The sequence below is a fragment of the Streptomyces sp. NPDC048751 genome, from assembly GCF_043198595.1.
In the GTDB taxonomy this organism is placed as follows: Bacteria; Actinomycetota; Actinomycetes; order Streptomycetales; family Streptomycetaceae; genus Streptomyces.
In genome coordinates this window covers 117,295-142,776 of record NZ_JBICUX010000007.1, presented here as the reverse complement: position 1 = coordinate 142,776, position 25,482 = coordinate 117,295, and the positions used below count along the sequence as shown (strand labels likewise).

At 68.6% G+C, this 25,482-nt stretch carries 26 protein-coding genes and 1 tRNA gene; 20 read left to right on the top strand and 7 right to left on the bottom strand.

Features of this window, described 5'->3' with window-relative positions; genetic code table 11:
• Nucleotides 1–260: 260 nt before the first annotated feature.
• Entirely contained in the window at nt 261–830 is a 570-nt protein-coding gene (locus ACGFNV_RS23065; protein ID WP_393624851.1) for a DUF4232 domain-containing protein, read from the top strand.
• 70 nt (nt 831–900) lie between these two features.
• Here the strand turns inward: ACGFNV_RS23065 and ACGFNV_RS23060 are convergent, their stop codons facing one another.
• Nucleotides 901–1,275, bottom strand: a complete 375-nt coding sequence (locus ACGFNV_RS23060; protein ID WP_393624850.1) for a transposase — start codon at nt 1,273–1,275, stop codon at nt 901–903.
• A 131-nt stretch (nt 1,276–1,406) separates the two neighbouring features.
• Between ACGFNV_RS23060 and ACGFNV_RS23055 the strand changes: the two genes are divergently transcribed.
• The 4 genes from ACGFNV_RS23055 to ACGFNV_RS23040 all read left to right on the top strand — a co-directional run bounded on the left by ACGFNV_RS23055 (nt 1,407) and on the right by ACGFNV_RS23040 (nt 5,278).
• Complete coding sequence (locus tag ACGFNV_RS23055; RefSeq protein ID WP_393624849.1) at nt 1,407–1,970, top strand: hypothetical protein; 564 nt, start codon at nt 1,407–1,409, stop codon at nt 1,968–1,970.
• 468 nt (nt 1,971–2,438) lie between these two features.
• Entirely contained in the window at nt 2,439–4,136 is a 1,698-nt protein-coding gene (locus ACGFNV_RS23050; RefSeq protein WP_393624848.1) for a pentapeptide repeat-containing protein, read from the top strand.
• Between the two features lie 112 nt (nt 4,137–4,248).
• Complete coding sequence (locus ACGFNV_RS23045; protein WP_393624847.1) at nt 4,249–4,710, top strand: GntR family transcriptional regulator; 462 nt, start codon at nt 4,249–4,251, stop codon at nt 4,708–4,710.
• A 1-nt stretch (nt 4,711) separates the two neighbouring features.
• Complete coding sequence (locus tag ACGFNV_RS23040) at nt 4,712–5,278, top strand: HD domain-containing protein (protein ID WP_393624846.1); 567 nt, start codon at nt 4,712–4,714, stop codon at nt 5,276–5,278.
• Here the strand turns inward: ACGFNV_RS23040 and ACGFNV_RS23035 are convergent.
• Together ACGFNV_RS23035 and ACGFNV_RS23030 are read right to left on the bottom strand one after the other, a co-directional pair.
• Nucleotides 5,266–5,739, bottom strand: coding sequence for an NUDIX domain-containing protein (locus tag ACGFNV_RS23035; RefSeq protein ID WP_393624845.1), 474 nt, complete (start codon nt 5,737–5,739; stop codon nt 5,266–5,268). The genes ACGFNV_RS23040 and ACGFNV_RS23035 overlap by 13 nt on opposite strands.
• Before the next feature lie 3 nt (nt 5,740–5,742).
• Nucleotides 5,743–6,468, bottom strand: a complete 726-nt coding sequence (locus tag ACGFNV_RS23030) for an XRE family transcriptional regulator (protein WP_393624844.1) — start codon at nt 6,466–6,468, stop codon at nt 5,743–5,745.
• 754 nt (nt 6,469–7,222) lie between these two features.
• On the opposite strand from ACGFNV_RS23030, the gene ACGFNV_RS23025 reads away from it, so the two are divergent.
• From ACGFNV_RS23025 to ACGFNV_RS22965, 13 genes are all read left to right on the top strand, one after another.
• Nucleotides 7,223–7,480, top strand: a complete 258-nt coding sequence (locus tag ACGFNV_RS23025; RefSeq protein WP_393624843.1) for a DUF6284 family protein — start codon at nt 7,223–7,225, stop codon at nt 7,478–7,480.
• Entirely contained in the window at nt 7,477–7,995 is a 519-nt protein-coding gene (locus tag ACGFNV_RS23020; protein WP_393624842.1) for a hypothetical protein, read from the top strand. Before ACGFNV_RS23025 ends, ACGFNV_RS23020 begins: the two co-directional genes overlap by 4 nt.
• A complete protein-coding gene (locus ACGFNV_RS23015) occupies nt 7,995–8,282 on the top strand; it encodes a DUF6303 family protein (RefSeq protein ID WP_393624841.1) in 288 nt (95 codons plus the stop codon). The genes ACGFNV_RS23020 and ACGFNV_RS23015 overlap by 1 nt, the downstream gene beginning before the upstream one ends.
• Nucleotides 8,279–9,286, top strand: coding sequence for a DUF2637 domain-containing protein (locus ACGFNV_RS23010; RefSeq protein ID WP_393624840.1), 1,008 nt, complete (start codon nt 8,279–8,281; stop codon nt 9,284–9,286). The genes ACGFNV_RS23015 and ACGFNV_RS23010 overlap by 4 nt, the downstream gene beginning before the upstream one ends.
• A complete protein-coding gene (locus ACGFNV_RS23005) occupies nt 9,286–9,624 on the top strand; it encodes an RRQRL motif-containing zinc-binding protein (RefSeq protein WP_393624839.1) in 339 nt (112 codons plus the stop codon). Before ACGFNV_RS23010 ends, ACGFNV_RS23005 begins: the two co-directional genes overlap by 1 nt.
• 178 nt (nt 9,625–9,802) lie before the next feature.
• Entirely contained in the window at nt 9,803–11,296 is a 1,494-nt protein-coding gene (locus ACGFNV_RS23000) for a hypothetical protein (RefSeq protein ID WP_393624838.1), read from the top strand.
• A gap of 1 nt (nt 11,297) precedes the next feature.
• On the top strand, nt 11,298–13,427 hold the full coding sequence (locus ACGFNV_RS22995; protein WP_393624837.1) for a hypothetical protein: 2,130 nt from the start codon (nt 11,298–11,300) through the stop codon (nt 13,425–13,427).
• Between the two features lie 232 nt (nt 13,428–13,659).
• Complete coding sequence (locus ACGFNV_RS22990; RefSeq protein WP_393624836.1) at nt 13,660–13,971, top strand: hypothetical protein; 312 nt, start codon at nt 13,660–13,662, stop codon at nt 13,969–13,971.
• 92 nt (nt 13,972–14,063) lie between these two features.
• Nucleotides 14,064–14,810 carry a DNA methylase gene (locus ACGFNV_RS22985; protein WP_393624835.1) on the top strand — a complete coding sequence of 249 codons (747 nt, stop codon included), beginning with the start codon at nt 14,064–14,066 and terminating at the stop codon, nt 14,808–14,810.
• Nucleotides 14,807–15,646: a DNA primase gene (locus tag ACGFNV_RS22980; RefSeq protein WP_393624834.1), complete on the top strand. Its 840-nt coding sequence runs from the start codon at nt 14,807–14,809 to the stop codon at nt 15,644–15,646. The genes ACGFNV_RS22985 and ACGFNV_RS22980 overlap by 4 nt, the downstream gene beginning before the upstream one ends.
• A gap of 2 nt (nt 15,647–15,648) precedes the next feature.
• Nucleotides 15,649–17,124, top strand: a complete 1,476-nt coding sequence (locus tag ACGFNV_RS22975) for an ATP-binding protein (RefSeq protein WP_393624833.1) — start codon at nt 15,649–15,651, stop codon at nt 17,122–17,124.
• Between the two features lie 448 nt (nt 17,125–17,572).
• Nucleotides 17,573–17,908 (top strand): helix-turn-helix domain-containing protein, encoded by a 336-nt coding sequence (locus tag ACGFNV_RS22970; protein WP_393624832.1) that lies wholly within the window; start codon nt 17,573–17,575, stop codon nt 17,906–17,908.
• A 58-nt stretch (nt 17,909–17,966) separates the two neighbouring features.
• Complete coding sequence (locus tag ACGFNV_RS22965; RefSeq protein WP_393624831.1) at nt 17,967–19,475, top strand: LacI family DNA-binding transcriptional regulator; 1,509 nt, start codon at nt 17,967–17,969, stop codon at nt 19,473–19,475.
• Nucleotides 19,476–19,594: 119 nt separating this feature from the next.
• On the opposite strand, the gene ACGFNV_RS22960 is transcribed toward ACGFNV_RS22965, so the two are convergent.
• The 3 genes from ACGFNV_RS22960 to ACGFNV_RS22950 form a co-directional block, all read right to left on the bottom strand.
• Nucleotides 19,595–19,668 (bottom strand) — tRNA-Pro (locus ACGFNV_RS22960).
• 42 nt (nt 19,669–19,710) lie between these two features.
• Nucleotides 19,711–20,502, bottom strand: coding sequence for a Pr6Pr family membrane protein (locus tag ACGFNV_RS22955; RefSeq protein ID WP_393624830.1), 792 nt, complete (start codon nt 20,500–20,502; stop codon nt 19,711–19,713).
• Nucleotides 20,503–20,579: 77 nt separating this feature from the next.
• Entirely contained in the window at nt 20,580–21,524 is a 945-nt protein-coding gene (locus tag ACGFNV_RS22950; RefSeq protein ID WP_393624829.1) for a metallophosphoesterase, read from the bottom strand.
• A gap of 211 nt (nt 21,525–21,735) precedes the next feature.
• On the opposite strand from ACGFNV_RS22950, the gene ACGFNV_RS22945 reads away from it, so the two are divergent.
• Nucleotides 21,736–22,200 carry a GatB/YqeY domain-containing protein gene (locus tag ACGFNV_RS22945; RefSeq protein ID WP_393624828.1) on the top strand — a complete coding sequence of 155 codons (465 nt, stop codon included), beginning with the start codon at nt 21,736–21,738 and terminating at the stop codon, nt 22,198–22,200.
• Nucleotides 22,201–22,300: 100 nt separating this feature from the next.
• On the opposite strand, the gene ACGFNV_RS22940 is transcribed toward ACGFNV_RS22945, so the two are convergent.
• Entirely contained in the window at nt 22,301–24,577 is a 2,277-nt protein-coding gene (locus ACGFNV_RS22940) for a transglycosylase domain-containing protein (RefSeq protein WP_393624827.1), read from the bottom strand.
• A 408-nt stretch (nt 24,578–24,985) separates the two neighbouring features.
• Between ACGFNV_RS22940 and wblA the strand changes: the two genes are divergently transcribed.
• Nucleotides 24,986–25,324 (top strand): transcriptional regulator WblA, encoded by a 339-nt coding sequence (gene wblA, locus ACGFNV_RS22935; protein WP_037676918.1) that lies wholly within the window; start codon nt 24,986–24,988, stop codon nt 25,322–25,324.
• The last annotated feature ends 158 nt before the right edge of the window (nt 25,325–25,482 follow it).

Below are 25,482 nucleotides of genomic sequence, written 5' to 3'. Positions count from 1 at the left end.
GTGCAGGTCAGCGACTCAACGCACCTTCGGTGCGCGCCGGGGGCGTGGTAAAACCCGTGGCGCGCTGGAGGTGCTTCTGTCTGCCCTGACGGCCATCTGCACGGGTGCAGCCTGTCGTCACCGTTCCGTCACAAGTAGTCGCCGCACGGAACCCGCCGCTCTCCCGCCCTGTCTGCACTCACGTACCACGACCACGCGTACCGCGGGGCAACAACCGACGACCGAAACCCGCGGACGAGACGACTCAGGGGGACGACAGCATGCGGCACAGCAACGGCATTCGCAGGGCGGCTCTGGCGACGACGGCGGTCACGGCCGTCGCGGCGGCGGTGACCGGCATCCTGCCCGGCACCGCCATGGCGGCGAGCACCACCACCTCCACCCCGCCGCCCGCCTGCCCGGCCTCCGCCCTCCAGGTCAGCGCCCGGCAGGCCGTCCACCGGCCCGTCGGGACCGGGACCGGGGCGGCGGTCGTGCAGTTCACCAACGTCTCCCGGAGGACGTGCGTCCTGAAGGGCTATCCGACGGTCGCGGGCGCCGGCAACGGCTCCCCCGCCCACAACACCCCGCTCAAGGTCACCCGCACCGGCAGAGAGGCCACCGTGACGGTCCGGCCGCACGGCAAGGCGTGGGTGAAGCTGACCTTCGTCCAGGTCCAGGGGGAGGCCGACGGCTACTGCGTGTCGGGCACAGACCCGGTGACGTATCCGACGATGGTCATCGGGCTGCCGCACTCCGGGAAGCACCAGGTCGCCCTGAACGACGGGGTGTGGGCCGAGTGCGACAACAAGGTGACCGTCACCCCGGTCTCGCCGGTCAAGCCTTCCTGACCCCACCGTCCCCACAAATCGAGCAGCCTGCACGACGGTCGCAACGCTCTGACGCGCAAATAGGTGCAGGTCAGGTCAGTGATGGGCGGGTCTGGGTGCCCGGTGGCCGTGGTGGTCGCCGGGTGTCTGGCCCTGTCGGTTCAGGCTGCGTCCTCGATCGGGTTGAGGATGACGGTGTAGCCGAGCCGGTTGAGCTGGTTGATGGCCCGGCGGGTGGCGCGTTCGGGATCGTGTTGAGTGAAGTAGGTGCCGCCGAGGGACAGGCCCCGGCCCAGGAGGCGAGGTGACGGGCCGAGGGGAATCGGCTCATGTCCCCTCCGGTCTCAGCGATGATCACTTCAGCGACCGCCCGGTTGATCCCGGGGATGGTGTCGAGCAGGTCCAGGGCGCCTCGAAAGGGAGCCGTCGCCTTCTCGATCGTCTCGTCCAGTTGGCGTCCGATCATGGCGGTGAGCTGGTCGTACTGGTCCAGATGCAGGCGGGCCAGGAACGAGTGGTGGGCATCTGCCTGATCGCCCTCCGGCTCCGCCAGAAGAAACAGCAGACGGCGAGCGCGCCGGCGTCCGCCGCATCCGCGTGCACGACACCCGCCACACCTGCGCCTCGCTCCTGGCGGCGCTCGACGTCCACCCGCGGATCGCGATGCAGATCCTTCGCCACTCCGAGATCGCGGTCACGATGGAGGTCTACACCCACGTACCGTCCGCCGATACCCGCCGGGCCCTCCGCAAGCTCGGCAAGGCGCTGGGCGGCGGCAAGCAGAAGAAGGAAAAGAAGGGCAAGCGCAAGCAGCGAGAGCGAGAGGAAGAGCCGCCGGACAAGACGGCCAGCAAGAGTCATAGCGGTTGCTGTACTCCGCTGCTGTACGCACGACAGAGGCCCATTCACGATCACGTGAATGGGCCTCTGACCTGTGTCGGGGTGGCGGGATTTGAACCCACGACCTCTTCGTCCCGAATTAGGCTCTGGAAGATCGCCAACCTGGGATTCATGCCAAAGATACAGGTCAGAGCGTCGGGATGTGTCGGTCTCCGGTGGTACCACAGGGCAGTTATCGCAAGATCATCTCCAGGTTTTCTCCATGGAGGTATGGGACGGCTGCCTGGGTTTGCTCTGTCTGTCCACCCTCGTTGTGGTTGACAGCCAGCGGGCGAACCAAGACTGAGACCCACGCATTACGAGTTGTCCGACCTGGTCGCACGCACGTCCATGTCAACCCGTGCAACCGGTATCACCCCGGTCATCGCCGCTTCAAGACCGCGCCGGACCAACACGGACAGGGCGCCGAACGAGCCCGCAACTGAGACCGGATCCCGGGCGGCGGGGTCAGAACGACAGATTGCCGCAGCGGGCCAGCCTCCGGGGGACCACCTCACACCAAGCCATGAGTGTCACGGGGCCCGGACGTTCGGGACGCGTGTGAGTCTCCCGGGTGAAACTGCCGGGCCGTGATCGGACGTCTTTGAGGCTATGTCGCTGTCAAGAACGTTCTCGCCGACGCTGCCGCCGGCAGACTGGCCGCAGTGTGGTTACGGCACCAACCCCGCTACTGGGGCTGGTGGCTGTCGCGGCATCCAAGTTCCCTCCCAAACAGCCTGTCTGGCCCATTTGAACGACGCCGAGCGCGCTGCCTACCTTGCGGGATTGGGACCAGGCGCGGACATCGATCACCGGGGAACGTCCTTCACCGTAGAGCTATTCAACGAGCTACTCACCGCCCTCAAGGAACCATCCACAGGCATCCCTCACTTCGGTCACGCACAATTTGAGCAAGCAACATTTGCCGGGACGGTTCGATTTGGCGGAGCACACTTCGGCAACGGTGCGTGTTTCGATTGGACGCGATTTCTTGGGGGTGCCATTTTTCGCAATGTCATTATTAACGGAGACGCCCGATTCGCGAGAACGAGGATCAGGGGTGATGCCTCGTTCAGAGATGCAGAGATACGCGGTGAGGCTTGGTTCCACCGCGCAAGGTTCGACGGAAACGCGGATTTTTACAAGGCAAGGGTTGACCGTCTGGCCCGTTTCGCCGACGCTCGCTTCAATCGTGAATCTAGCTTCATTGGGGCCACCTTCAGTGGCGGAGCCTGGTTCCCCGGCGTCCTGTTTAGCGGGAAGTCAAATTTCACCGGAGCAGTTTTTAAAGACTCAGCTCGATTCATTAGAACTCAATTCACCGACGATGCCGTGTTTGCGATGGCAGAGTTCGAGCGTAATGCGAAGATAGGACCCCTCGCCTGCGCAAAAACACTGTACCTATCGGAAGCGGTGTTTAGAACCGCTGTGACGATTGAGGCCGCAGCGTCGACTGTCCTCTGCCGACGCACACAGTGGGATGCAACCGCTGCACTACGGCTGCGATACGCCTCCATCGATCTGACCGACGCCGTCTGGGAGTACCCAGTGAGTGTTGCGGCACGCTCGCGGCCATTCACGTGGGGGTCAGACGCTGTTGCCGAGCCTGGCCTAACGGATCCCCGTGTCCGAGTCCTGTCCCTGCAGGGAGTAGACGCTGCGCACTTGGTCCTCACTGGCGTCGACCTCTCCGATTGCCGATTCGCTGGAACCCTCCGACTGGACCAACTACGACTGGAAGGACGGTATACGTTTGCTGCCGCTCCGTCTGGGCTGCACTGGCACGGCATAACACCAGTTCGCTGGACACGGCGTCGGACTCTTGCCGAAGAACATCACTGGCGCGCCTCGCGTTTCGCAGACAGCGGCTGGGAGCCTGCGCCAGAAGGGGGCGATGCACTGGAGCCCGCCGAGCTGGCACCGGTCTACCGACAGCTCCGCAAAAGCTTCGAAGACAGTAAGCACGAGCCTGGCGCCGCCGACTTCTACTATGGCGAAATGGAAATGCGCCGCCACGCCGACGACATACCTTGGGCGGAACGAGCCCTGTTGGTCACCTATTGGGCGCTATCCGGTTACGGCTTGCGAGCTTCGCGCGCCTTAGGCTGGCTTCTCGCAGCAATGATCGCCACCTTACTAACGATGATGCTATGGGGCTTGCCTGCGGACGATCCGAAGTCGATTGGCACTGGGATCATAGCGGGGCGCGACATTAGAATGACCGTGGATACACCCGACCCGGTAAACCCAAGCCAGCCGTGGCAGGAGCGCCTGTCGACTGATCGCTTCGAAGGCTCGATGCGGGTGGTGATCAATTCCGTAATCTTTCGCACTTCGGGCCAAAATCTAACCACAACTGGCACTTACATTGAAATGGCCTCGCGCATTTCTGAGCCGGTTCTCCTCGGTCTGGCAGTGCTGGCCATCCGCGGGCGGGTCAAACGATGAAGGCATGACAGGATCCCCCGTGACGGTGATGCCGCACCCACCACCCCCGCTACACGCCCCGCCGGTAGTGGGAGGCTTGGTTGAGGAGATGCGGCGGAAGAGGGGAGAGGGCGTGTCTCAGGAGGCCAGTCCACGAGGAACCTTCCTGAAGGTTGCCGACTCGGTAAGGGCTCTGATCGAAGGCAACCCCAAGATGACTGAGCTGCCGTCCCTGCCTGAGGTGATGCGCGAACACGGGGTTTCCCGTGGTGTCGCCATCCGCGCGTACAACGTGCTGCGGCAGGAGGGCCTAGCCGAACCTGCACCAGGTGCGCGCTGGCGCGTCGTTCGATCCGGTGGGCAAGTCGATCGACGCCCTCTTCACGAGCGGATTGCCGAGGTCATCGCGAGTGACGGGCTCCAAGCCGGGGAAGCGTTCCCGAGTGCTTCCGCACTGGCCGAGCGGTTCGACGTCTCACGCCCCACGGTGACTAAGGCGTTGGAGAAGCTGGAAGCTGCCGGAGTGTTGGCGGGCGGTGGACAGGGCAAGGTGCGGACGGTCCGCGCCGTGCCGGTTCGAGAGGAGCGTTCGTAGCTTGCCGAAGTTGACCGAGTGGGCTTATCCCCTGGCTGAGTCCCTGCTTGCCGAACCGCTGCCGCGGCGGTGGAAACACTGCCTCGGGGTCGCCGAGAGAGCGCGCACGATCGCCCTCGTTCTCGACCAGGACGCGGACCTGTTGGAGGCAGCGGCGGTGCTGCACGACATCGGCTACGCGCCGGACCTGGCCAAGACGGGCTTTCACCCGCTGGACGGTGCGCGCTACCTCCGGGACGTGGCCGGCGCCGACGCAAGGGTCATCAACCTGGTGGCTCACCACTCCTGCGCCTGGATGGAGGCGGAGGCGCGGGGCATGCGCGAAGAGTTGGAGGGCGAGTTCCCCCGCGAGAGTGCGCATTTGAACGATGCGCTCTGCTACTGCGACATGAACACCACGCCGGACGGTACGCCCACGAACCCGATCGACCGGATCAACGAGATCGCTGGACGGTACGGGCCCGACAGCCTGATCGGAACGTTCATCCGCCGCGCCGAACCCGAAATCCACGCCTGCACGGCTCGAGTCCTTGAACGCGTCGCCGCTGCCAAGCGTCAGCCTATGTAGGGAGCCGTTCGCGCCCGATCCATGGCGTGCTCGATACGGAGCCGCATCGTGGGGTGCACATCCAGCGCCACCAGGTCCGCCGGGTCGACCCAACGGACCTGTGTCGTCTCGCTGCTCGTACGGAGTTCGCCGCCTACCGGCCGCGCGCGAAAGCAGATGCTGAACTGCTGGCGTACCTCGCCGTCGTCGTACTGCATCACGTGTCCGGGGTCCGTATAGAGCCCGGACACGTCGACCACTTCAGCCTTGATCCCGGTTTCTTCCCACACTTCCCGCACGACGGTGTCACTGATCGACTCCCCCACGTCGTGCCCCCCGCCGGGCAGTGCCCAGCGCCCGTTGTCGGACCGCTGGATCATCAGCACCTGTCCTGAGTCGTTCTGCACGAACGCGACGACGGAGGGCACCACCGAGTTGGCCGGCGGGGCGTCGGGGTCGTGAAGGTAGTCGATGCGTCCCATGACTCAGGCTCCCGTGATGCTCTCTATGTCCTGCTCTGCGATCGGTCGGGCGTGTTCCCAGGTGTAATCGATGCTATGCGCGTACGTCTCGAAGAGCCCGCCGCCTGGCAAGCGGCGTAGATGCAGAACGGGCGCCATGTAGGCCCCGAAGCCGTAGACGTGGGGGTTTACCAGCATCTCGTCATCGGCCCGGTAGATGGAGTTGTAGAGGGTCGAGTCGTGCAGCCGGAAGCCTATGTCCGGGTGACTCCGCATGAGGGGGCGGTAGAGCATCAAGGCGTTGCGGATCTTCCCGTCCATGATCTGGTGCCCCTCGTCGATGCCCCGCTGCCGGACAGCAGCGCAGCCAGGGTCCCCGAGCAGAATGCGGACTTGGGCCCCTGCTTCCACCTTCGCCCGCACAAGATCGTGGAACAGCGGATCTTCGGAGAGGAACAGCCCGGAGTAGACAAGTACGTCTAGGTTCCGCTCAGCGCGACTGTAGAGCTCGCGCCACAGCCCCGATGGGACCGTGTGCCGGTGCGGGTAGACAGCCGCTATCTCGGCTTTGGTCAGGTCCGCCGCGCTGTCGACGTTGCGTTCGTCGTCCCACAGAGTCGTCACATCGACCCTGAGGGCCGCCGCCGTCGCGTATTGGTGACGCCGGTACGGCACCTTGCCCTGTGTGATCCAGCGTTCGACCGTCTTGGGGTTGACCTTGATCTCTTCGGCGAGGCTCTGCACCGTCATGCCCCGGGCCAAGAGAGCGGACCTTAAACGCTCGTTCGACATCTACACCCCCGCTGGGACGTCTAGGGACTTCTCGACCGTAACGAGAAGTCCCTTAGCTGTCTACGTGCGAGGTGCCCAACTCCCCTGACCTGCGGCGATTCTGAATGTGCGCCAAGAAATCCCGGCGCAAGACCAAGAGGTTCCGGCGTCATACTTGACGGATCCTCATGCAGTACCTGTAAAACAGGTACTGCAACGACCGAACGCATCACCTCGGTCGGGAGGCGGCTTCATGCCGCATGCGCAGAAGGCGGGGACGCTGCAATCCCGCTAAAGGCCAGGCAGAACAGGGTTTCGGCCCGTACTGGCGAGGTGGCCCGGTGACCGCGAGCAACGGCCGGAGAGTGGGGACGAGGTCCCCCTTGCAGTGCAACACCCCTTGTTGATCACCAAGTGATGGGAGCACCAGTGCTTCGAAGACAGTGTTGGGCGCCGCCGCGTTGGACCGGCCGGCGGCGCCGGTGAGACGTCCCCGGTTCGTGAGCGGAACTCGCGCTCGCGGCCAATCCGGTCCGCCCTCTACCTGCCATCGCAGCGGCTAGCGCTGCGGCCGGTTGCCTCCCTCGCCCGTCCGGACCGTCTTGTTGGCGGTGCCGTACGGGCGGGGCTGAGGGGAGCCGGAACTTCCGACTTCAACGGCGCGCGGCCCCCGGTGCTGGAACACCGGGAGCCGCTGTCTGGGCCGTTCACCCTTGGAGAGGAACACGACCCAATGAAGAACATCGTGACTGTTCAGGACGCTGTTACCGCGTTCGCGGACTGGAAGGAGCCCACCGACGCGGAGCTGGACGCGATCGAGCGGGAGATGCCGCTGATCCTCGCCGACATCGACACGCTTGACGTTCAGATCGCACTGCTGGAGCGGACGCCGGGCGAGCTGGAGTCGCGGCGTGCGCGCCGGGCCCGTCACCGGGTGCTGGCTGAGCGGGCGGCGCTCGCCAACCGTGCGGGCGCGGGGGAGGCGGCGTGATCCGCATCGTTACCGCCGGCCGTCTGCGTCGGCTGACCGAGGACGCCGAGCGGGCCCGGGATCGGGCGCGGGAGGTGCAGGGTCAGGCGGATGCCGCTTGGGCCCGGCACGTCCGTGAGGTGTGGGAGCTGACCGCCCGCGCCGAGTCGGAACAGACGGACGCGGCGATCCTTCGGGAGGACTGCTTCCGGCTGCACGACGCCCTCACGGCCATGGAGAGCGACTTGGGCGAGCGTGAGGAGCGGATTCGCCTGCTGGGCGCAGAGCTGGAGGCGGCCCGGTTGGAGGGGCGGTCGCTGGTGCTGCTGCTCCACTGGGGCGAGCCGCACAGCATCCACCGCAGCCACGACGACGCCTACGCCTACGCCGCCCAGCACGGTGCTCCCCTCGGCACGTGGGGGCCGGTGAGGGAGCGCCCCTTCACGCATGTGCGATGGGTGTCGGTGCCGTTCGTGCGCGAGCAGGCGGTCAAGGGGTTCCGCTCGGTGGTGGCCCGGGCGCCGGAGGTGGCCTGATGGCGGGGGAGTTCACGGCGCAGATGTCGATGCGGGCGGGCCGGTGGCGGCTGTATGTGGTGCTGCTGAACACGACCGAGCGGTGGCCTGAGCACAGCTTCGACCGCACTCATCCGGTGCCGACGTTCACGGAACGCGCGGAAGCGCTCAGCGTCCTCGGGTTCGAGCCGGTGCCCGGTGCGAGCTGGGAGTGGACCGAGGACCGCGAGAACCTCGACGACCCCGCCTCGCCGGTGATCCTGATCGCCGCCGTCCGGGTGCGTTCATGGACGGGGGTGGGCGCGTGAACGATGTTCAGATCCGTTCAGCCGAACGCGCGCTCTCGGTCGGCACGTGGCTAATCGTGTCGGGAGCCATGTTGTTCTCGGTCCTCACCGTCACCCCGCTGATGTCCGCCCACACCCCGGCCAAATGGGAGTGGACGGCGCCGATCCTGCCGCTGGTCGTGGATGCCGCGGTGGTGATCGTGGTCCGTCTCGACTCCGTGCTGGCCCGGCTGGGCGGGCACGGCGGGCGCTGGCCGATCGCGCTGCGGTGGATGACCGGCGCCATGACCCTGGCACTGAACATCGCCGACTCCGCGCTGGCGAAAGACCTGGTCGGCGTCGCGGTGCATGCGGTGGCGCCGCTGCTGTTGATCGTCACCGCTGAGACCGGTCTCGCCTACCGCCGCGCCATCACCGACGCGGTGGCGACGCTGGAGGCACGGAAACAGGCCGAGCGCGAGCGGCGCGAGCAGGCCGCCCGTGAACGTGCTGAGGCCGCCCGCCGCGAGGCCCGGGAGGCGCGCGAGCACGCCGCCGCCCTGGCGCGTGAACAGCGTGAACACGAAGCCCGCCTGGTGCGGGAGGCCGCCGAGCGCGAGGAGCGCCGACGGCACCAGGAGCGCGAGGAGCGGGCCGCCCGGGAGGCTGCGGAGCGGGCCGAGCGTGAACGCCGTGAACGCGAGCGTGAACAGCGTGAGCAAGAGCGTGAACGCCTCGCCCGGGAGGCCGCCGAGCGGGCCGAGCGCGAGCGCCGCGAGCAGGAGATGGCGCGGGCACGTGAACAGCGTGAGCGTGAGGAGCGGGCCGCGCGTGAACGCGCCGCGCTGCTTCAGCGCGGTCCGGCCGCGGGCAAGCTGAGCGAGGACGAAGCCCGCCAGACTGTGGCGGCTGCGTTCGAAGCGGAGTTGCCGGTGCGGGCCGCGGCGGAGTTGTGCGGCTGGTCGGTGGGGTGGGTGTCCGCCCGCTACGCCGAGCACCGCGACCCCGGCACGGGCGGTGCGGAGTTGGCGATCGCGAGCCACTGATGGCCGCCCTCCCCGTCTATCCCTGGCGCCTGGCACCGGACGGTTTGGCCACGCGCCGCCAGCTGCGCGCGAGCGGGCTGCGGCCGGGCGGTCAGGACGTGGCCGCCCAGGTCGAACGTCCGCGGCGCCGCCGCGGGCCGCTGGTGGCCTACCTCTACCGCATCGACGCCGCCAAGCCCGTGCGGCCCATGACCCCCGCGAAGTGGGCGGCGCTGGCCAAGGCGAACCAGGCGCGCCGTACCTGCCCGCAGTGCCGCACCGATGCGGGCTACGTCATCCCCGCCGCACTCGGCACCTGTGTGCCCTGCGCCTACCCCGACGGCCAGCGCGCCGCCTGACCCCAACTGGCAGGCCCGGCCGGCAACTTTCCACGGCCCCGGCCGGGCCCTACTCCCACAAAGGAGTACGTGCAGCATGACCGAAGTCAGCACCGAACCGGTAGCCGTTGAGGCTGCCCCAACCACACCGCCCCCGCCCCCGAGCCCTCCCCCTGCACCGGTACCAGCGGTGGCGGAGGTGGACCACACCCCCGGCGGCTGGCCCGTCGTGCCGCTGGCCTTGTCGGGGACGAACACGACCGTGGGCATGGTCGCCGCCGCCTCCCTGGCCGGCGGTCCCATCGCCGCGGCGGTCGCCGCCACCGGCATGGCCGTCCTCGGCGTAGCCGCCGCCACCCGCAGCCGCAACCCCAGCCCCCGCCGCGACGCACGCCGAGCCGCCGCCCGCACCGCAGGCCGCAACGCCGCCGCCCGCACCGCAGGCCGTAGTGCCGGGGGGCGCGCTGGGGGCGGGACCGCCGGCAGTCGCGGGGGCCGCTCGGGTGCCGGGTCGGGGCGGGTGCCTGGCCAGTCCCGCCGCAACACCGCCCCCCGCACCGGCACGGCCAGTAGCAAGACGGGCCGGAGCGCGGCCGGAGCGTCGAGGAACGCGACCAGCCCCCGTAACGCGGTGTCCGGGGCCGGGGCGAAGACTGCGGGCCGCGTGGGGCAGGTCCTGGCGCTGCGGGCCGCGCAGAAGGCCGGGGCCGGGTCGCGGGCGGAGCGGCGGGCGCAGACCACCGCCGCGCGCCGTGCAGTCGCCGACACCCGCCGCACCCCCAATGCCAGCTCTCGTCCCGGCTCCCGTCCTGGCAAGTCCGGTTCGGGCGCCGGTCGCGGTGTGGCCGGTCGGCTCATGAGCGGCGCGGCGGGGAAGGCGCGTGCCGCGCAGAAGTCGGCCATTGCCAAGCAGCGCGCGCGGCGGGACGGCAAGAACGCCGACCAGGTGGCCGCGCAGCGTGCCGCGGTGCGTAGGGCGCCTGCCCGGCGGGCGGCGCGGCGGGCACTGCGCCGTTCTGCAGCACGCTTCCACGCCCGCCGACTGCTGGCCGCGCTGCTCGCCCTGCCGCTCGGTCTGCTCGGCTTCCTGACCAGCCCGATCGGCCGCAAGTTCAACCTGCCCTGGCTCATCCACCCCGGCCGCCGCCTCCTCGCCCGCCTGTTCGCGGTCGCGGCCGCCGAGCGAGCCGACCGCGACGCCGACATCCGCGCCGAGCAGGCCGAGCGGGAGAAGGAAGCGGATGCGGAGGCCGCCAAGGACGGCACCGAGGGCATCGCCGATCACGTCAAGCGGCCCGAGGGCCGGGTTCCCACCAGTACGAACACCGATGTGAGTGAAGGAGAGCACGTGTCTGGTTTCCGGTTCGAAGAGGCCGCTGCGGAGATGGAGCAGGCCGCGAACGCCTACGAGCCCGACAACGCCATGGAGATCCTCGCCATGGTCGAGGGCCTGCCCGCCGCCCTCACGTCGGTGGCGAACGTGATGAAGATCCTCGCCGAGCGCTCCGACTCGGAGTTCCCGCTGGAAAAGGAGATCGCGGACGGCTTCAACGACATCTTCGGCGCGGTCATGAGCGCCGTGGCGGTCGCCGAGGACATGGGCCCGCTCTTCCGCGAGGTGCACGAGCAGGACATCGCCCGCCACGAGGACCCCCGCAACGGCACCGAGGCAGAGAAGGGTTGGAACGTCTGAGATGAGCAGCACCGCCACCGCCAACCAGAATGCGAGCAGTGGCCCGGTGCTGGACTGGGCGGCCGGTCACGGACCCGTGACCGGCGCCCTGTCCGCCACCACCGGAGCCTTCGCCGTCGCCACCACCGGCGCCGCCACCCACATGCCGCCCGGCTGGGCCCTGGCCGTGGGCGCGGCCGGCGCGCTCGGTCACACCGTCGCCGGTCTGCGCGTGCGCAACGCCGGCCGCACCCTCGCCACCCGCGCCGCCAGTTGGCTCATCGGCGCGGGCTGGACCACGTGGGCCATGACCCAAGGCCCGCTCACCTGGGCCGCGCTCGGCTCCCTCGCCGCCATCGGGGTTGGGATCGGCGCCGCCGCCCGCTCCACCGCCCTGTTCGAGGAAGCCCGCGAGGAGGAAGCGATCGCGGCCGAGGAGCGGCAGATCGCCGCCGAGCTGTCCGCGGAGCGGCGGGCGATCGCCGCGGAATGGGTGGACCGCATCCAGCGGGTCTGCTCGATCACCGTGCGGGTGGTCGGGGTCGAGATGTGGGAGACCGGCGCCGGGTTCTCCCTCGACGCCGAACTCCCCGCCGGCGGCGCCACCTATCAGAAGATCGCCGCCGAATCGGGCCGCCTGTCCGCCGATGCGCGCCTGCCGCACGGCTGCACCGTCGCCGCCTCGCCCGGCATCGACCAGGGGCGGGTCATCATCGACGTGACCACGGTCAACGTCCTGATGGAAGAGCGCACCTACCCCACGGACTACACGCCGCTGTCCCTGCTCACGGGCATCCCGTGGGGCTACCGCACGAACGCCGAGGACATCCTGGTCTACCTGCGCGAACAGTGCGCGCTGGTCGTCGGGCCGACCGGGTCGGGCAAGACCAACATGGTCCACACGATCCTGGCCGGGTTCGCCCGCACCGTGGACGTGCTCACGTGGGTGATCGACCTCAACGCCGGATCCGCCGGTCTGCCGTGGGTGCGCCCGGCACTCACCGGGCAGCTCAGCCGGGAGGACGGCAAGCCGGTGCGGCCGGGTGTGGACTGGCTTGCCGGGACCTACGACGAAGCCCTCACCATGCTCGACACCGCCGTGCGGGTCGCCAAGCACCGCAAGACCGCTTATCAGGACCTGCTCGCCAAGGCCAACACGGATCTTCTGCCGGTGAGCGCGCAGATTCCTCAGATCATGCTGGTCATCGACGAGGGTGCGGAAATCCTGGTCAGCACCGACCGGCAGATCCGCAAGCTCGCAGAGAAGATCCTCGAAGTCATCAGGATCGCCCGCGCCATGGGCGTGCGCACCGTCCTGACCGCGCTCGGGGCGACCGGGTCGGTGCTGGGCAACCTGATGATCCGCCGCGAGGCAAAGGTCCGGGTCGCCCTGACCGGGGGCGAGACCGAGGGCATGGACCTGTCCAAGATGTTCCCCGGCACCCGCGGGCTGCGCGTCGACCAGGCCCCCTACAAGGGCGCAGGGTTCATGGCCACCCCGGAATCACCGGCCGGACTGTTCAAGGCGTGGCGGATCCTGCCCAACCAGATCCGGGAGATCACCGCCGCCACCTCCGAACTGCACCCCACCCTCGACGCCGTGTCCGCCAAGGCCGCCGGGCCGGCCTACGCCCGCCGGTGGGACGCCGAGCGCACGGCATGGATGGGAGACCATCCCGAGAGCGACACCGGCGACGAGTCCGGCCCGGGGCCGGCCGGGGGCGGGCTGAACCTGTCCGCCCTGCGGAGCGAGCCGACCCGTTCGGGGTCGGAGGAAGACGAACTCGCCCGCCGCTTCCGAGAGCAGATCGACGCCGAATTCGGCACCGCATCCGATCCGCACACCCCCGACACTGCTCCGCCCGCCGCGGCTGCGGGCGGGCTGAACCTGTCGGCGCTGCGGGGCGAGCAGGAGCAGGACAGTCCCGCGCAGCGGGCCGCGCTCGCCGCCCTGCTCGCCGCCGGACCGGCTGGGACCGGGGCATCTGCGATCGCCCGCCTGCTCGCCGACGAGCACGGTACGACCCGTCAGACGGTCGTGGGATGGCTCAAGGAGTGGGTCAACGACGGCACCGCCGTGCGTGTCGGGGAGGGCACCAAAGCCCGCTACGTCCACCGATCCCACGTCCCCGAACCGCCCACGCAGGACTGACCACTTGTCGCTTGTCGCTTGTCGCTTGTCGCCCCAGCGGAACACATGTCGCCTTCGGCCCTTCCGGGGGTCGGAAACGGGCTTTGACCTGGGAGGCGACAAGCGACAAGACAAGCGACAAGACAAGCAAGGCGACAAGCCACACGACAAGCAACGCGACAAGCACCACCCACCCGCACGGGCCCGCGCCACCTCAAGGTGCGGGCCCGCGGCACACCCGAGGGGAGCACCGATGCACCAGCCCAACCCGCCCGGCCACATCGCCCCGCACATCCCCGCCGACCTCTACCACCGCGCACAGACCACCGGACAGCCCGTCGTCTACGTCATCCACGACACCACCCCGACCGGCGTCCCGTGGCGGCGCCTGCTCGTGCCGTTCGCCATCGCCGGGGCGACCGTTGCCGGCGGCTGGGGACTGGTCGCCGCCATCTGCTTCCTGCTCGACGCCGCCGCCCACACCTTCACCGTGATCGCGGGTGCCGCCGGGCCCATCGGCGTAGGCGGCATCACCCTCAAGCTCGCCCGCGGCAAGAACCACTAGCTACGCCAAGGGCGGCCCCTCACGTCTCGCCAAAGTCGCGGGGCCGCCCTTGCCCAACCAGTCCACGACAGACCTGTTGGAGGTCATCCAGCATGACGCAACCCACCACCATCGGGCGAGCCCTCGCCTTACTCTCTCGGATCGAACCCCTTCGGGTGCTGGACGCCTACTCGTGCATCGGGGGCGGCACCGAGGGCTACCGACGCGCGTTCAAGAACTGCCACATCACCGGCGTCGACATCCAGGCGCAGCCGGACTACCGGGGCGACGCCTTCCACCAGGGCGACGCCATCGAGTTCATCCGCGCCCACGGCCACGAGTTCGACTTCATCCACGCGTCCCCGCCGTGCCAGGGCGAAGGCGCACCGACCAAGGGCACCAACGCCGCCCGCAACAAGGCGATCGGCCGCACCTATCCCCACCTCATCGCCCCCACCCGCGCCGCGCTGGAGACCACCGGACGCCCGTACGTGATCGAGAACGTGCCCGGCTCCGCGGTCCGCAAGGACATCCGGCTGTGCGGGGAACAGTTCGGGCTCGGGGTCCTGATGCACCGCTACTTCGAGTTGGGCGGATGGACGGCCGTGCAGCCAGCCCACCCCCGTCACCGCGGCAGGGTGCGCGGCTACCGGCACGGGGAATGGCACGACGGCCCGTACGTCGCCGCCTACGGCAAGGGCGGAGGCAAAGCCACCGTCGCCGAGATCCGCGACGCCAAGGGCATCGACTGGTCCACCGACCACCTTCGGCTGCGCGAAGCCCTCCCACCCGCCTACACCGAATGGATCGGCCGTGCGTTCCTCGCCGCGCACGCCACTGTCTTGGAGGCAGCCGCATGAACGAGCACCTGCGCACCGCTCTCGAACTGGCCTCCTGTCAGATCCCGGTCCTGCCGCTGCGAGCGGGAAAGGTCCCCTTCGGCAACTGCCGCAGGTGCGCGGACAACGCGTGCGGCGGCCGGCCCAACATGAAGAACGCCGGACCGTGCGCCTGCCCCGGCCCCTGCCACGCCTGGGCTGCCGCGACCACCGACCCGGACGTCATCAACTCCGACGTCTGGCAGCGCGCATGGGTGCGCGCCAGCGCGGTCGCCTACCACCCCGGCGGAGCCTGGCTGACGGTCGTGGACCTGGACAACACCGACGCAGTGACGTGGGCACGCGAAAACCTCCCCGCCACACAGACCGTGTCCACCACCCGTGGTGAGCACTGGATCTACCTGGGGCAGATGCAATCCGCCAATGCGGTCCGGCCCGGCGTCGACATCAAGTCCACCATGGCCTACGCCCGCTACCTCGGCCCCGGCACCGGCCGCATGGCCGAGCTGCCGGACGTTGTCCGTGCGCTGGCCGTGAAGGAACCGCCTACGGCCCGGCTGGCGCCTCCTTCCGTCACCGCGCCCGCAGGGGTCGGGGGCGCGGAGTGCCGCCACCGCACCCCCGCCTACCTCGAACGCGGGATTGCCATGGCGGAGCAGCGCATCACCGAGACGTCCAGCGGCGTGCACAGGGCCGTGTACCGGACGTTCCTGGCCGTGCTCTCGACGCACGGCCGGTGCGGCTGCCTCACCGAGGACCACATCGCCCGCCTGTTCACCGCCGCTCAGGCCAAGGGCGAGACCGCCCGGCACTGCACGGACGCCTGGACCAACGCTCGCACCACGTTGGGGCTTTGAGCATGGACGACGACGACAAGAACCCGGCCCGGAAGGTCATCGCGGACTACGCGCAAGAGCGCTTCCGCTACTTCCGCACCGCGGACGGCACCGTCTACGCACAGCGCAAGGGCCACCCCGTGGCCCGCCCGATCCGCTCCCAGGGCACCACCGGAAGCCACCGCCAAGAACTCATGGTCGGCCTGTTCAAGGACGGGCTCGGCACGTTCAACGGCACCGCGATGAAGGAGGCACTCGACTTGATCGAAGCACTCGCCCTCACCGAGCAGGTCCAGCCCGTCCACATCCGCGTCGCCCCCGGCCTGGACGGAGCCACCTGGCTGGACCTGGGCCGCAACGACGGCCAGTCTGTCCGCATCCACCCCACCGGCTGGGACATCCGCACCCCCGACCCCAGCGAGGTGTGCTGGCGGCGCACCCAGCTCACCGGCGAACTGCCGCTGCCTGCCAAGGACACCAACGGCAAGGGCATCGACGCGCTGTTCAGGCTGTGCAACTTCGCCAACGCCGAAACCGAGTGCCTGGCCATGGCCTGGCTGGTCGGCTGCCTGGAACCCTCCGTGCCTGTCCCCGCCCCCTTCCTCACCGGCCCCCAGGGCGCGGGGAAGTCCACCGGCGGACGGATGCTCATCCGGCTCATCGAGGGCATGACCGGCGACCTGCGCCGCGCCCCGAAGGACGAGGACAACCTGATCGCGGCCGTGGCCGCGGGATGGGTCACGGCGCTGGACAACCTCTCCCACATGACCCCCGACCTGTCCGACGCCATGTGCTGCATCGTCACCGGAGCCGAGAGCGTCAAGCGGGCCCTGTTCACCGACGGGGATGTCTTCCGCGCCCGCTACCGCCGCCCCCTGCTCCTCACCGGCATCGACGTCGGCGTCATCCGCCCCGACCTCGCCGAACGCCTCCTCCCGCTCCGGCTCGAACGCCCGAAGGTGCGGCGCACCGAAGCGGAGCTGTGGGCGGAGTACGCCGAAGCCCTGCCCGTCATGCTCGGCTCCCTGCTGGACCTGACCGTCAAGGTCCGCGCCGCCACCGCGGAGACGCCGACCGACCTGCGGATGGCGGACTTCGCCCACCTGTGCGCGCAGCTCGACGAGGCGATGGGCCTCGGGGCGCTGGCGGCCTACCGGGCCGGGCTGGACGACCTCAACGACGACGTCATCGAGGGCGACCTGCTCGCGCAGACCGTGCTCCAGTACGCGGCCGGCATGCAACCCGGGGCACAGGAGCGGATGACGTCCGCGGAGTGGCTGCACCTCCTCACCCGGCTCTACAGCGGCGAGGACTGCCGCCCGCTGCCCAAGGGGTGGCCAACCACCGGCAAGGTCCTCTCCGACCGGCTCAAGCGCCTTCAGCCCACCCTCGCCGCCCGCGGCCTGGTCGTGGACTGGGGACGCACCCGCGAGGCCCGATACATCGAGCTCACCGAACCCGCGCCGGCACCCGGGCCGCAACAGGAGCCCGCGTTCTGAACGCGAGGTCACCGCACAACAGCAAGAAGAGCACCCGGGCCGACGCGGCGGCGGGTGCTCCTCTTGCTGTTCGGTGCGCAGCACCGCCCAAACGACGTGCCGCGCAGCGGCTCCTTCTTCGCGCTCTGAGCCGCGCACAACAACAGACACCACCCCCTTCTTTTCCTAAGTAGGGGAACGCTGCGTCACCTGCGTCACACGCGACGGAAAACGGCCCCTGACCAGCCGGAAGGAGCGTGACGCAGAGCCGATCCGTCTGCGTCATCGTGCGTCACCTGCGTCACGCCACCGTGACGCAGGTGACGCACGATGACGCACCCCCGCCGTGCTGTGTCACGGATTCCCCCAGGTCAGGACCCTGGATGACGCACGTGACGCTGTGACGCAGAAATCCGAACCTCGGACAGGTATAAGCGTCGGAACCCTCGAAGCGAGCCCAAGAGGAGACATGAAAGTGCGTCAGAAGATCACTGACTTGCCTCAGCTCTACTCCGCTGCGGATGTTGCCCAAGCTCTCCGTTGCTCCGAGTGGTGGGTGAAGGAACAGGCCCGCAGGGGACGCATTCCCTTCACCAAGCCCGGAGGCAGCTACCGGTTCACGGCTGAGCACGTGGCAGAGATAACGCGCATCTTCGAGAGCCGTCCCACCGGAAGCAGCAGCGCTGCCGTACCAGTCTCACAATCGGCGCGCCGCCGGGCGGCCACCGCGGTTTCCGTCACCTCGCTGAAGGCAAGGCCCCCGCGCAGGGCACGACACGGCCAATCGCAGTCCACCGCAGCCTGATTCCGTATGCCGCCCGGCCCTCCAGGCGGGCGGCAACCCCGCCGATAGGGAGAGCAAGTTGGGTTACGCCGAGAACCTCGGCAGCTACTGGCGCGGCCGGTACAAGCTCGCGCCCGGCAAGTACGCCACAGTGCGCGATGCCGATGGTGACGCCATCCGCTTCCGGACCAAGGCAGCGGCAAAGAAGGCGGCGGACGCCGAAGAAGCGAAGCTGCTGGCCGGAACGAAGAAGGCGCCTCCCGAGCGGATCACTTTCGGTGCCTACGTGAACCGCTGGTACGCCGCGCAGGACTTGGCGGCGTCCACCATGCAGAACTACCGGCGGCACATCGAAGAGCACTTGCTCCCCGCGTTCGAGGATTTCGCCATCGCCGACATCCTGAGCGCCGACATTGCCGCTTGGGAGAAGCGCGAACGCGCCGTTCCCTACGCGGCTACCAGCGTCAAGACATGGCGGGCGACCCTGCACCTGATCCTCGCCGACGCCGTTGACGAGGGGCTGCGCGATTCCAACCCGGCAACCAAGCGGCGCGGCCGAGGGAAGCGCGCCGGCCGCTCCCGCAACCGTGGCCCAGAGAAGGCGGTCACCACAGCACTCGGCATTCTGCTGCTCGCTGAAAGGATGGCGCTGCTGTCCGGCCGCGACGATGAGTTCGTTGGCGGCATCCTCAAGGGCTACACAGGCATGCGCTGGGGCGAGATCGTCGGCCTTGAGACCGAGTTCGTCCGGCCGAAGAGCATTCGAGTGGAGTGGCAGCTCTACGAGCTGGACTCCGGCGAACTGCACCGTTGCCCGCCCAAGGACGACTCCTACCGGGACATTGACACTCCGGATTTCCTCGCCTCACTGGTTGCGAGCCACATCGTCCGGACGAAGCCGAAGCCTTGTGAGTGCCACGGACTGGCCTACGTCTTCCGTGGCCACGGCGCTGCCAATGGCTCTGTGAGCCGTCCGGGAGCAAAGCTGGTCGACGTCGCTCGCCGCGCCGGCGTCTCGACAGGCACGGTGTCCAACGTCCTCAACCGCCCTGGCGCTGTGGCGGAGCCGACTCGCCTGAAGGTGCTGGATGCCATCACCGATCTCGGGTACGTCCGTAACGCGGGAGCGGGGGAGCTGGCCGCACACTGGCGACGCTCGGGCTTCGCCACCTGGCTCTTTCGACCTGCCGCCACGGGACGGTACCCCGGACGCGGCAATCAGGAAGAGCACCCCGTGCCGGTGGTCGCTGAGCCGTGGCCCGGGATTCCCGCACGCGGGCGAGGGGCCTCCAAGCGGGCTGAGGCGTGCTGGGTACCGATCGCCCCGGGGCTGACGCCGCACGGGCTGCGCCATACGCACAAGACCCTGATGAGAGAGGTGGGGACCCCGCCGAAGCTGATGGACGAACGCATGGGTCACGAGGACGGCTCGGTGCAGTCCCGCTATGACCACATCACGGCTGGCATGCGGCAGGCGCTGATGACCGCGCTCACCGGAATGTGGGAGGAGGCATTGGACGCCCGCCGGGCGATGAGCCCCGGTTCGCCCGTGGCTGCTCTGGATGCGCTGCTGAGGGCTCGCGGGTAGGGCGCTGGACGGGAGACGATTTCCAAGATCTTCTCCAGGATTTCTCCAGAGAGCCTCTGGAGAACAGTTCAGGGCCGGTGCTGATCTCTCAGCACCGGCCCTGAACTGGCGTTTCTCTGTCGGGGTGGCGGGATTTGAACCCACGACCTCTTCGTCCCGAACGAAGCGCGCTGCCAAGCTGCGCTACACCCCGATGTCGCTGCTGGTCCTGCTTGTCGCGGCGACGTCGTTTACTTTAGCCCACTGGTGGCTGGAGACGAAATCCGGTTTTGGGGCGGTGCTGGCGGGTCAGGTTGGGGCGGGTGTGGTCGAGGGCTACGAGGAGGAGGGCGAGGGCGTAGGAGGAGAGGCCGAGGAGGAGGGCGTTGGCGAGGGTGCTCTTGTAGCCGTGGAGGCCGACGTCCAGGAAGGGGTAGAGGTAGCGGCCGGGGGTGCCCGGGGCAAGGAACAGGTCGCCGCGGGCGAGGGTGAAGATCAGGTAGGCCAGGGGGTAGAGGAGCCAGGTCGCGGCCTGGCGGAGGTGGAGGCGGTCGGGGGCGGTGAGGAGCAGCCAGTCCAGGACGGCGGCCGCCGGGACCGCGGTGTGGATGAGGTGGCCGGCCAGCGCCTGCCAGACCGTGTGGGAGGCGGGCGCGCCCGTGAGGGAGAACGGGGGCGTCGTGTCCGCCAGGAGCAGGTGGTACACCAGCGCCGTGATCATGGCGTAGAGCAGCGCCGCGCCGGTCAGGGCTGACGGCAGCGGGCGGCGGGCCGTCCAGGCGCGGCGGGCCGAGACGGTCAGGACGAGGGCCAGCAGGATGCTGCTCTGGATCGCGAAGTGGCTCAGAACCAGGAGCGGGCTGCCGATGAGGAGGTCGATCGTCACCCCCGCCGCCGCCAGTGCGGCGGTCAGGAGGCGGAACACGGCCGTCAGGCGATGGCGGACGGGGGTCACCACGGCAGAGGCGGGGACCCGTGAGGGCAGCAGCGGAGACGTGCCCGGGATGGCGGGGAGGTCCGGGATGTCCCTGGGTATCGGGGCGGTCATGCCCTCAAGCTAGACATAACCGGCGAAAGGGGCGATGCGGGTGACCCGGGTGGGTTACCCGCCCGGGTCACCGAACCTCAGTACCGCCCGTCCTGCCCGTCCCGCCCCACCAACGTCAGCAGCGTCGCCTCCGGCGGGCAGGCGAACCGCACCGGGGTGTAGCGGCTCGTGCCGCAGCCTGCCGAGACGTGGAGGTAGGAGGTGCGACCCTCCGCCGTGTGCGTGGAGAGGCCCTTCACCCGGTCGGTGTCCAGGTCGCAGTTGGTGACCAGGGCGCCGTAGAAGGGGATGCAGAGCTGTCCGCCGTGCGTGTGGCCGGCGAGGATCAGGGGGTAGTCGTCCGCGGTGAAGGCGTCGAGGGTGCGCAGGTAGGGGGCGTGGACCACGCCGAGCGAGAAGTCCGCCGAGTCGGACGGGCCGCCGGCCACGCGTTCGTAGCGGTCGCGCTTGATGTGCGGGTCGTCCAGGCCCGTCAGCTCCACGGCCACGCCGTCGACCTTCAGCGTCCCGCGCGTGTTCGTCAGGTTCAGCCAGCCCGCCGCGTCGAAGCTGTCGCGGAGGTCTTCCCACGGGTTGTGGACCGCTCCTACGACAGGCGGGTTGCCGTTCAGGCCGTGGTGGCCCCGAGCCTTTTCCAGCAGGTAGCGGGCCGGGTTGCGGAGCGTGGGGCCGTAGTAGTCGTTGGAGCCGAAGACGTACGCGCCCGGGAAATCCATCAGAGGGCCCAGCGCGTCCAGGGCCTCGGGCACGCCCTCGGGGTCGGACAGGTTGTCACCGGTGTTGATCACGAAGTCGGGGCGCAGGCCCGCCAGCGAGCGCAGCCAGCGCTGCTTCTTGCGCTGGCCGCGGACCATGTGGATGTCGGAGACCTGGAGTACGCGCATCGGGCGCATCCCGGCGGGCAGGACGGGGACCGTCACCCGTCGCAGGCGGAAGGAGCGGGCTTCGAAACCCGCCGCGTACACCACACCGGCGGCACCGGCCGCGGCGATTCCCAGAGGTACTCCGTATCGAGCGCGCATACAACCATCGTGTCAGACCCCGAGCGGTGCCCGTGCCCGGCGGCCTGCCGTTCCGCCCTCGAACTGCCCTCCACGTGACCGCCCTCAAGTCATTCCCCTGGTCCCTCCCCGAGCACCTGGATCCCTCCCCATGTACGTCCCGAACCCGTCCCCTGCCCCCTCCCCGAATATGACGGGCGTTCCGGCCGCCGCACCTGCGACAATCAAGCCCATGACCACGCTCAAGTCGAAGCTGCAGGAAGACCTCAACGCCGCGATCAAGGGGCGTGACGAGCTGCGCTCCTCGACGCTCCGGATGACGCTCGCCGCGATCACCAACGAGGAGGTCGCGGGCAAGGAGAAGCGCGAGCTCTCCGACGACGAGGTTCTCAAGGTGATCACCAAGGAGGCGAAGAAGCGCCGCGAGGCCGCGGACGCCTTCGCGCAGGGTGGTCGTGCCGAGTCGGCCGAGAGGGAGAAGGCTGAGGGCGAGGTGCTCGCCGCGTACCTGCCCAAGCAGCTCAGCGACGAGGAGCTGAACGACATCGTCGCCCAGGCTGTCGCGGAGGCGAAGGCGGCCGGGGCCGAGGGGCCGCGGGCCATGGGCGCTGTCATGAAGATCGTGAACCCGAAGGTGGCCGGCCAGGCGGAGGGCGGCCGCGTCGCCGCCGCGGTGAAGAAGCTTCTGGCCGGCTGACAGCCGCGTAAGCCGGACGGCCCCTTCCTTTCCGATGTACCTCGGAAAGGAAGGGGCCGTTCCAGTGTCAGGCCGGCCGGTGGCTCAACGCCTCACTGCCTCAGCCCCGCCTCCCGCCGTTCCCGTTCCCCCCATTGCCCTGCCCCTGGAAGAGGTTCTCCGGGAACGAGAACGTGGGCGTCGGGAACGTCCCGCCGTCATTGCCGCCGATGAGCTGGTCGTTGCCGCCGTTGTCCCCGTTGTCACCACCGTTGCCGTTGCCACGGCCGTTCCCGTCGCCCTTGCCCTTGTCCTTCTCCTTCGGCTGCGGGTCGGGGATGTGGATCAGGTTGAACGGCAGGGCCTCCTTGCCGTCGAGCGCGCCGGTCATGGCGTCGCGCCAGATGGGGCCGGGGGTGTCGCCGCCGTAGACATGCTCGTGGTAGACGCCGCCGATGCGGATGTAGTTCATCTGGACCTTCTGGGTGGCGCTGCCGACCCAGACCGCGCCCGAGAGGTTCGGGGTGTAGCCGACGAACCAGGCGTTCTTGCGCTCGTCCGTCGTACCCGTCTTACCGGCGTTCTGGCGGCCCGACAGACCGGCCGTCTGGCCCGTACCGGAGTCGACCACGCCCACCAGCAGGGAGTTGATGGTGTCGGCCGTCTTCTCCGACATGGCACGGGAGCAGGTCGACTTGGGGACCTCCAGCGACTTCTGCTGGTTGCCGACCTTCTGGGTGATCGACTCGATGGCGATCGGGGTGCAGTACATGCCGCGCGAGGCGAAGGCTGCGTACGCCGTCGCCATGGTCAGCGGGGAGATGCCCTTGGAGCCGAGGGCGATGGCGGGCACCTCGGGGAGCTTGGTGTTGTTGCCCTGCACCACGTGCAGCGCGTTGGTCATCTTCACCACGGGGCACAGACCGATGTCGGAGATCAGCTGGACGAAGTAGGTGTTGACGGACTTCTCCATCGCCTTCTTCATCTGGTACGGGCCGACCTCGGACTCGTCCTCGTTCTCCACGGTCGCGCCGTCCGTGTTGACCCACGGCTTGCCGTCACAGGTCTGGACGGGGCTCGGGTACTCCATCTTGTACGGCGACGAGAACTCCTGCGTCGGCGGCCGGCCCTCCTCCAGTGCGGCCGCGGCGACGAACGGCTTGAACGTCGAACCGGTCGGGAAACCGAAGTTGGAGCCGCCCATGTCGTTGCCGACGGAGTAGTTGATCTCGGTCTCGTTCTTGCCGTAGCCGTACGGCTTCGACTGGCCCATCCCGAGGATCTTGCCGGTGCCGGGCTCGACCAGGGTGGCGGCCGCGGCGACCTTGTCGGACTTGTAGATGTGGTCCTTGAGCGAGGCCTGTACCGACCTCTGGGACTGCGGGTCCAGCGTGGTCCGGATGGTCAGGCCGCCCTGGTTCCAGATCTTCGCCCGGGCCTCCTTGGTCTTGCCGAAGACCGGGTTGCTCAGGAAGACACGCTCGACGTACTTGCAGAAGAAGCTGGCGCCCTTGACCGCCGTGATGCAGCCGTTCCTCGGCTTGCGGACCTTCAGGCCCAGCGGCTTCTCCTTGGCCGCGTCGGCTTCGGCCTGCGAGACGTCGCCGACCTCGGCCATCCGCTGCAGCACGGTGTTGCGCCGCTTGGTGGCCTCGGCCTCGTCGTTGATGGGGTCGTAACGGCTCGGCGACTGGACGATGCCCGCGAGCAGCGCCGCCTCCGGGAGCGTCAGGTTCTTGGCGTGCTTGGAGAAGTAGCGCTGGGAGGCGGCCTCGACGCCGTAGGCCTGCTGGCCGAAGAACGTGATGTTCAGGTAGTTCTCGAGGATCTTCTTCTTGCCGAGCTCCTCCTCCACCTGGATCGCGTACTTCAGCTCCTTGATCTTGCGGCCGATGGTCTGCTGGGTGGCCTGCGCGACCTTCGTCGGGTCGTCACCGGCCTCCTCGATGTTGACGTTCTTCACGTACTGCTGCGTGAGGGTGGACGCGCCCTCGGACACCCCGCCGCTCTGCGCGTTCTTGTTGAGCGCGCGCAGGATGCCCTTCAGGTCCACCGCGCCGTGCTCGTAGAAGCGCGAGTCCTCGATCGCGACGATCGCCTTCTGCATGTACGGCGAGACGTCCTTGAGGTCGACCACCGTGCGGTCGCGCGAGTAGACGGTGGCGATCTGGCCGCCCTCGGCGTCGAGGATGGTGGTGCGCTGACTCAGCGGGGGCGTCTTGAGGTTGGCCGGGAGTTCGTCGAAGCTCTCCACCGACCCCTTCGCGGCCAGGCCCAGCGCGCCGACGGCGGGCAGCGCGATGCCGGCCAGGACGGCTCCCGAGAGCACACTGACACCGAGGAACTTGGCGGCCTGCTGCGTCGCCGTCAGACCGCCGCCCGAGCGCTTCTTTGGCATGGGGGCAGCCTACGTTCTCATTCGCCGGACACGCGTATAGGCATTGGCCTAAGCTGCTCTCAACTGTCACAGCAGTAGGGCCACGTATCAATACGTCCGGCGACCCCGAATCGTTCCGGAGGTTCCCCAACTTTTTTGGTGGGGGTGTGCCCGAATCGGCCTTGTGTGTCAGTCGGTGTCCCTTGTGACCCAACAGAACTGTCCCGGTTTGCCGGGAAAGTCATGTATGTCGCAGGCTCACTCCCCCGGGTGATCTGCCGCTTACGCATAGTCCGTTCGGGCCATTCAAGATTGGGCCCGAAGGGGGTGTTGCGCTGTGCCCACCTTCCGTAACGTCCTCAACTGGTGGCGGTGAATATGCCGCTGCCGCCGTGGGGGAGCCTCGATTCGGGAGAGGACGGCGCCGGTATGGGCTGGGTAGTCGACTGGAGTGCGCAGGCGGCCTGCCGCACTACCGATCCGGATGAACTGTTCGTTCAGGGAGCAGCGCAGAACAGGGCCAAGGCGGTGTGCAGCGGATGCCCGGTGCGCACGGAGTGCCTCGCCGACGCGTTGGACAACCGCGTGGAGTTCGGCGTGTGGGGAGGAATGACAGAGCGGGAGCGCCGCGCACTGCTGCGCAGGCGGCCCACCGTGACCTCCTGGCGCCGACTGCTGGAGACCGCGCGGACGGAGTACGAGCGCGGGATGGGCATCGTGCCCCTCGACAGCGACGAGGTGTACGAGAACTACGCGGCGGTGAGCTGACGGGGGGCCTACCGGTCACCACACGACGGTCACCACGCCACGTTCACTACGTGACGTGCACTACGCCACGTTCACTACGTGACGGTCACTACGCGACGTGCACTACGCCACGGTCACCACACGACTGTCGCCATACGACGCTGAGTCGCGGGGGCATC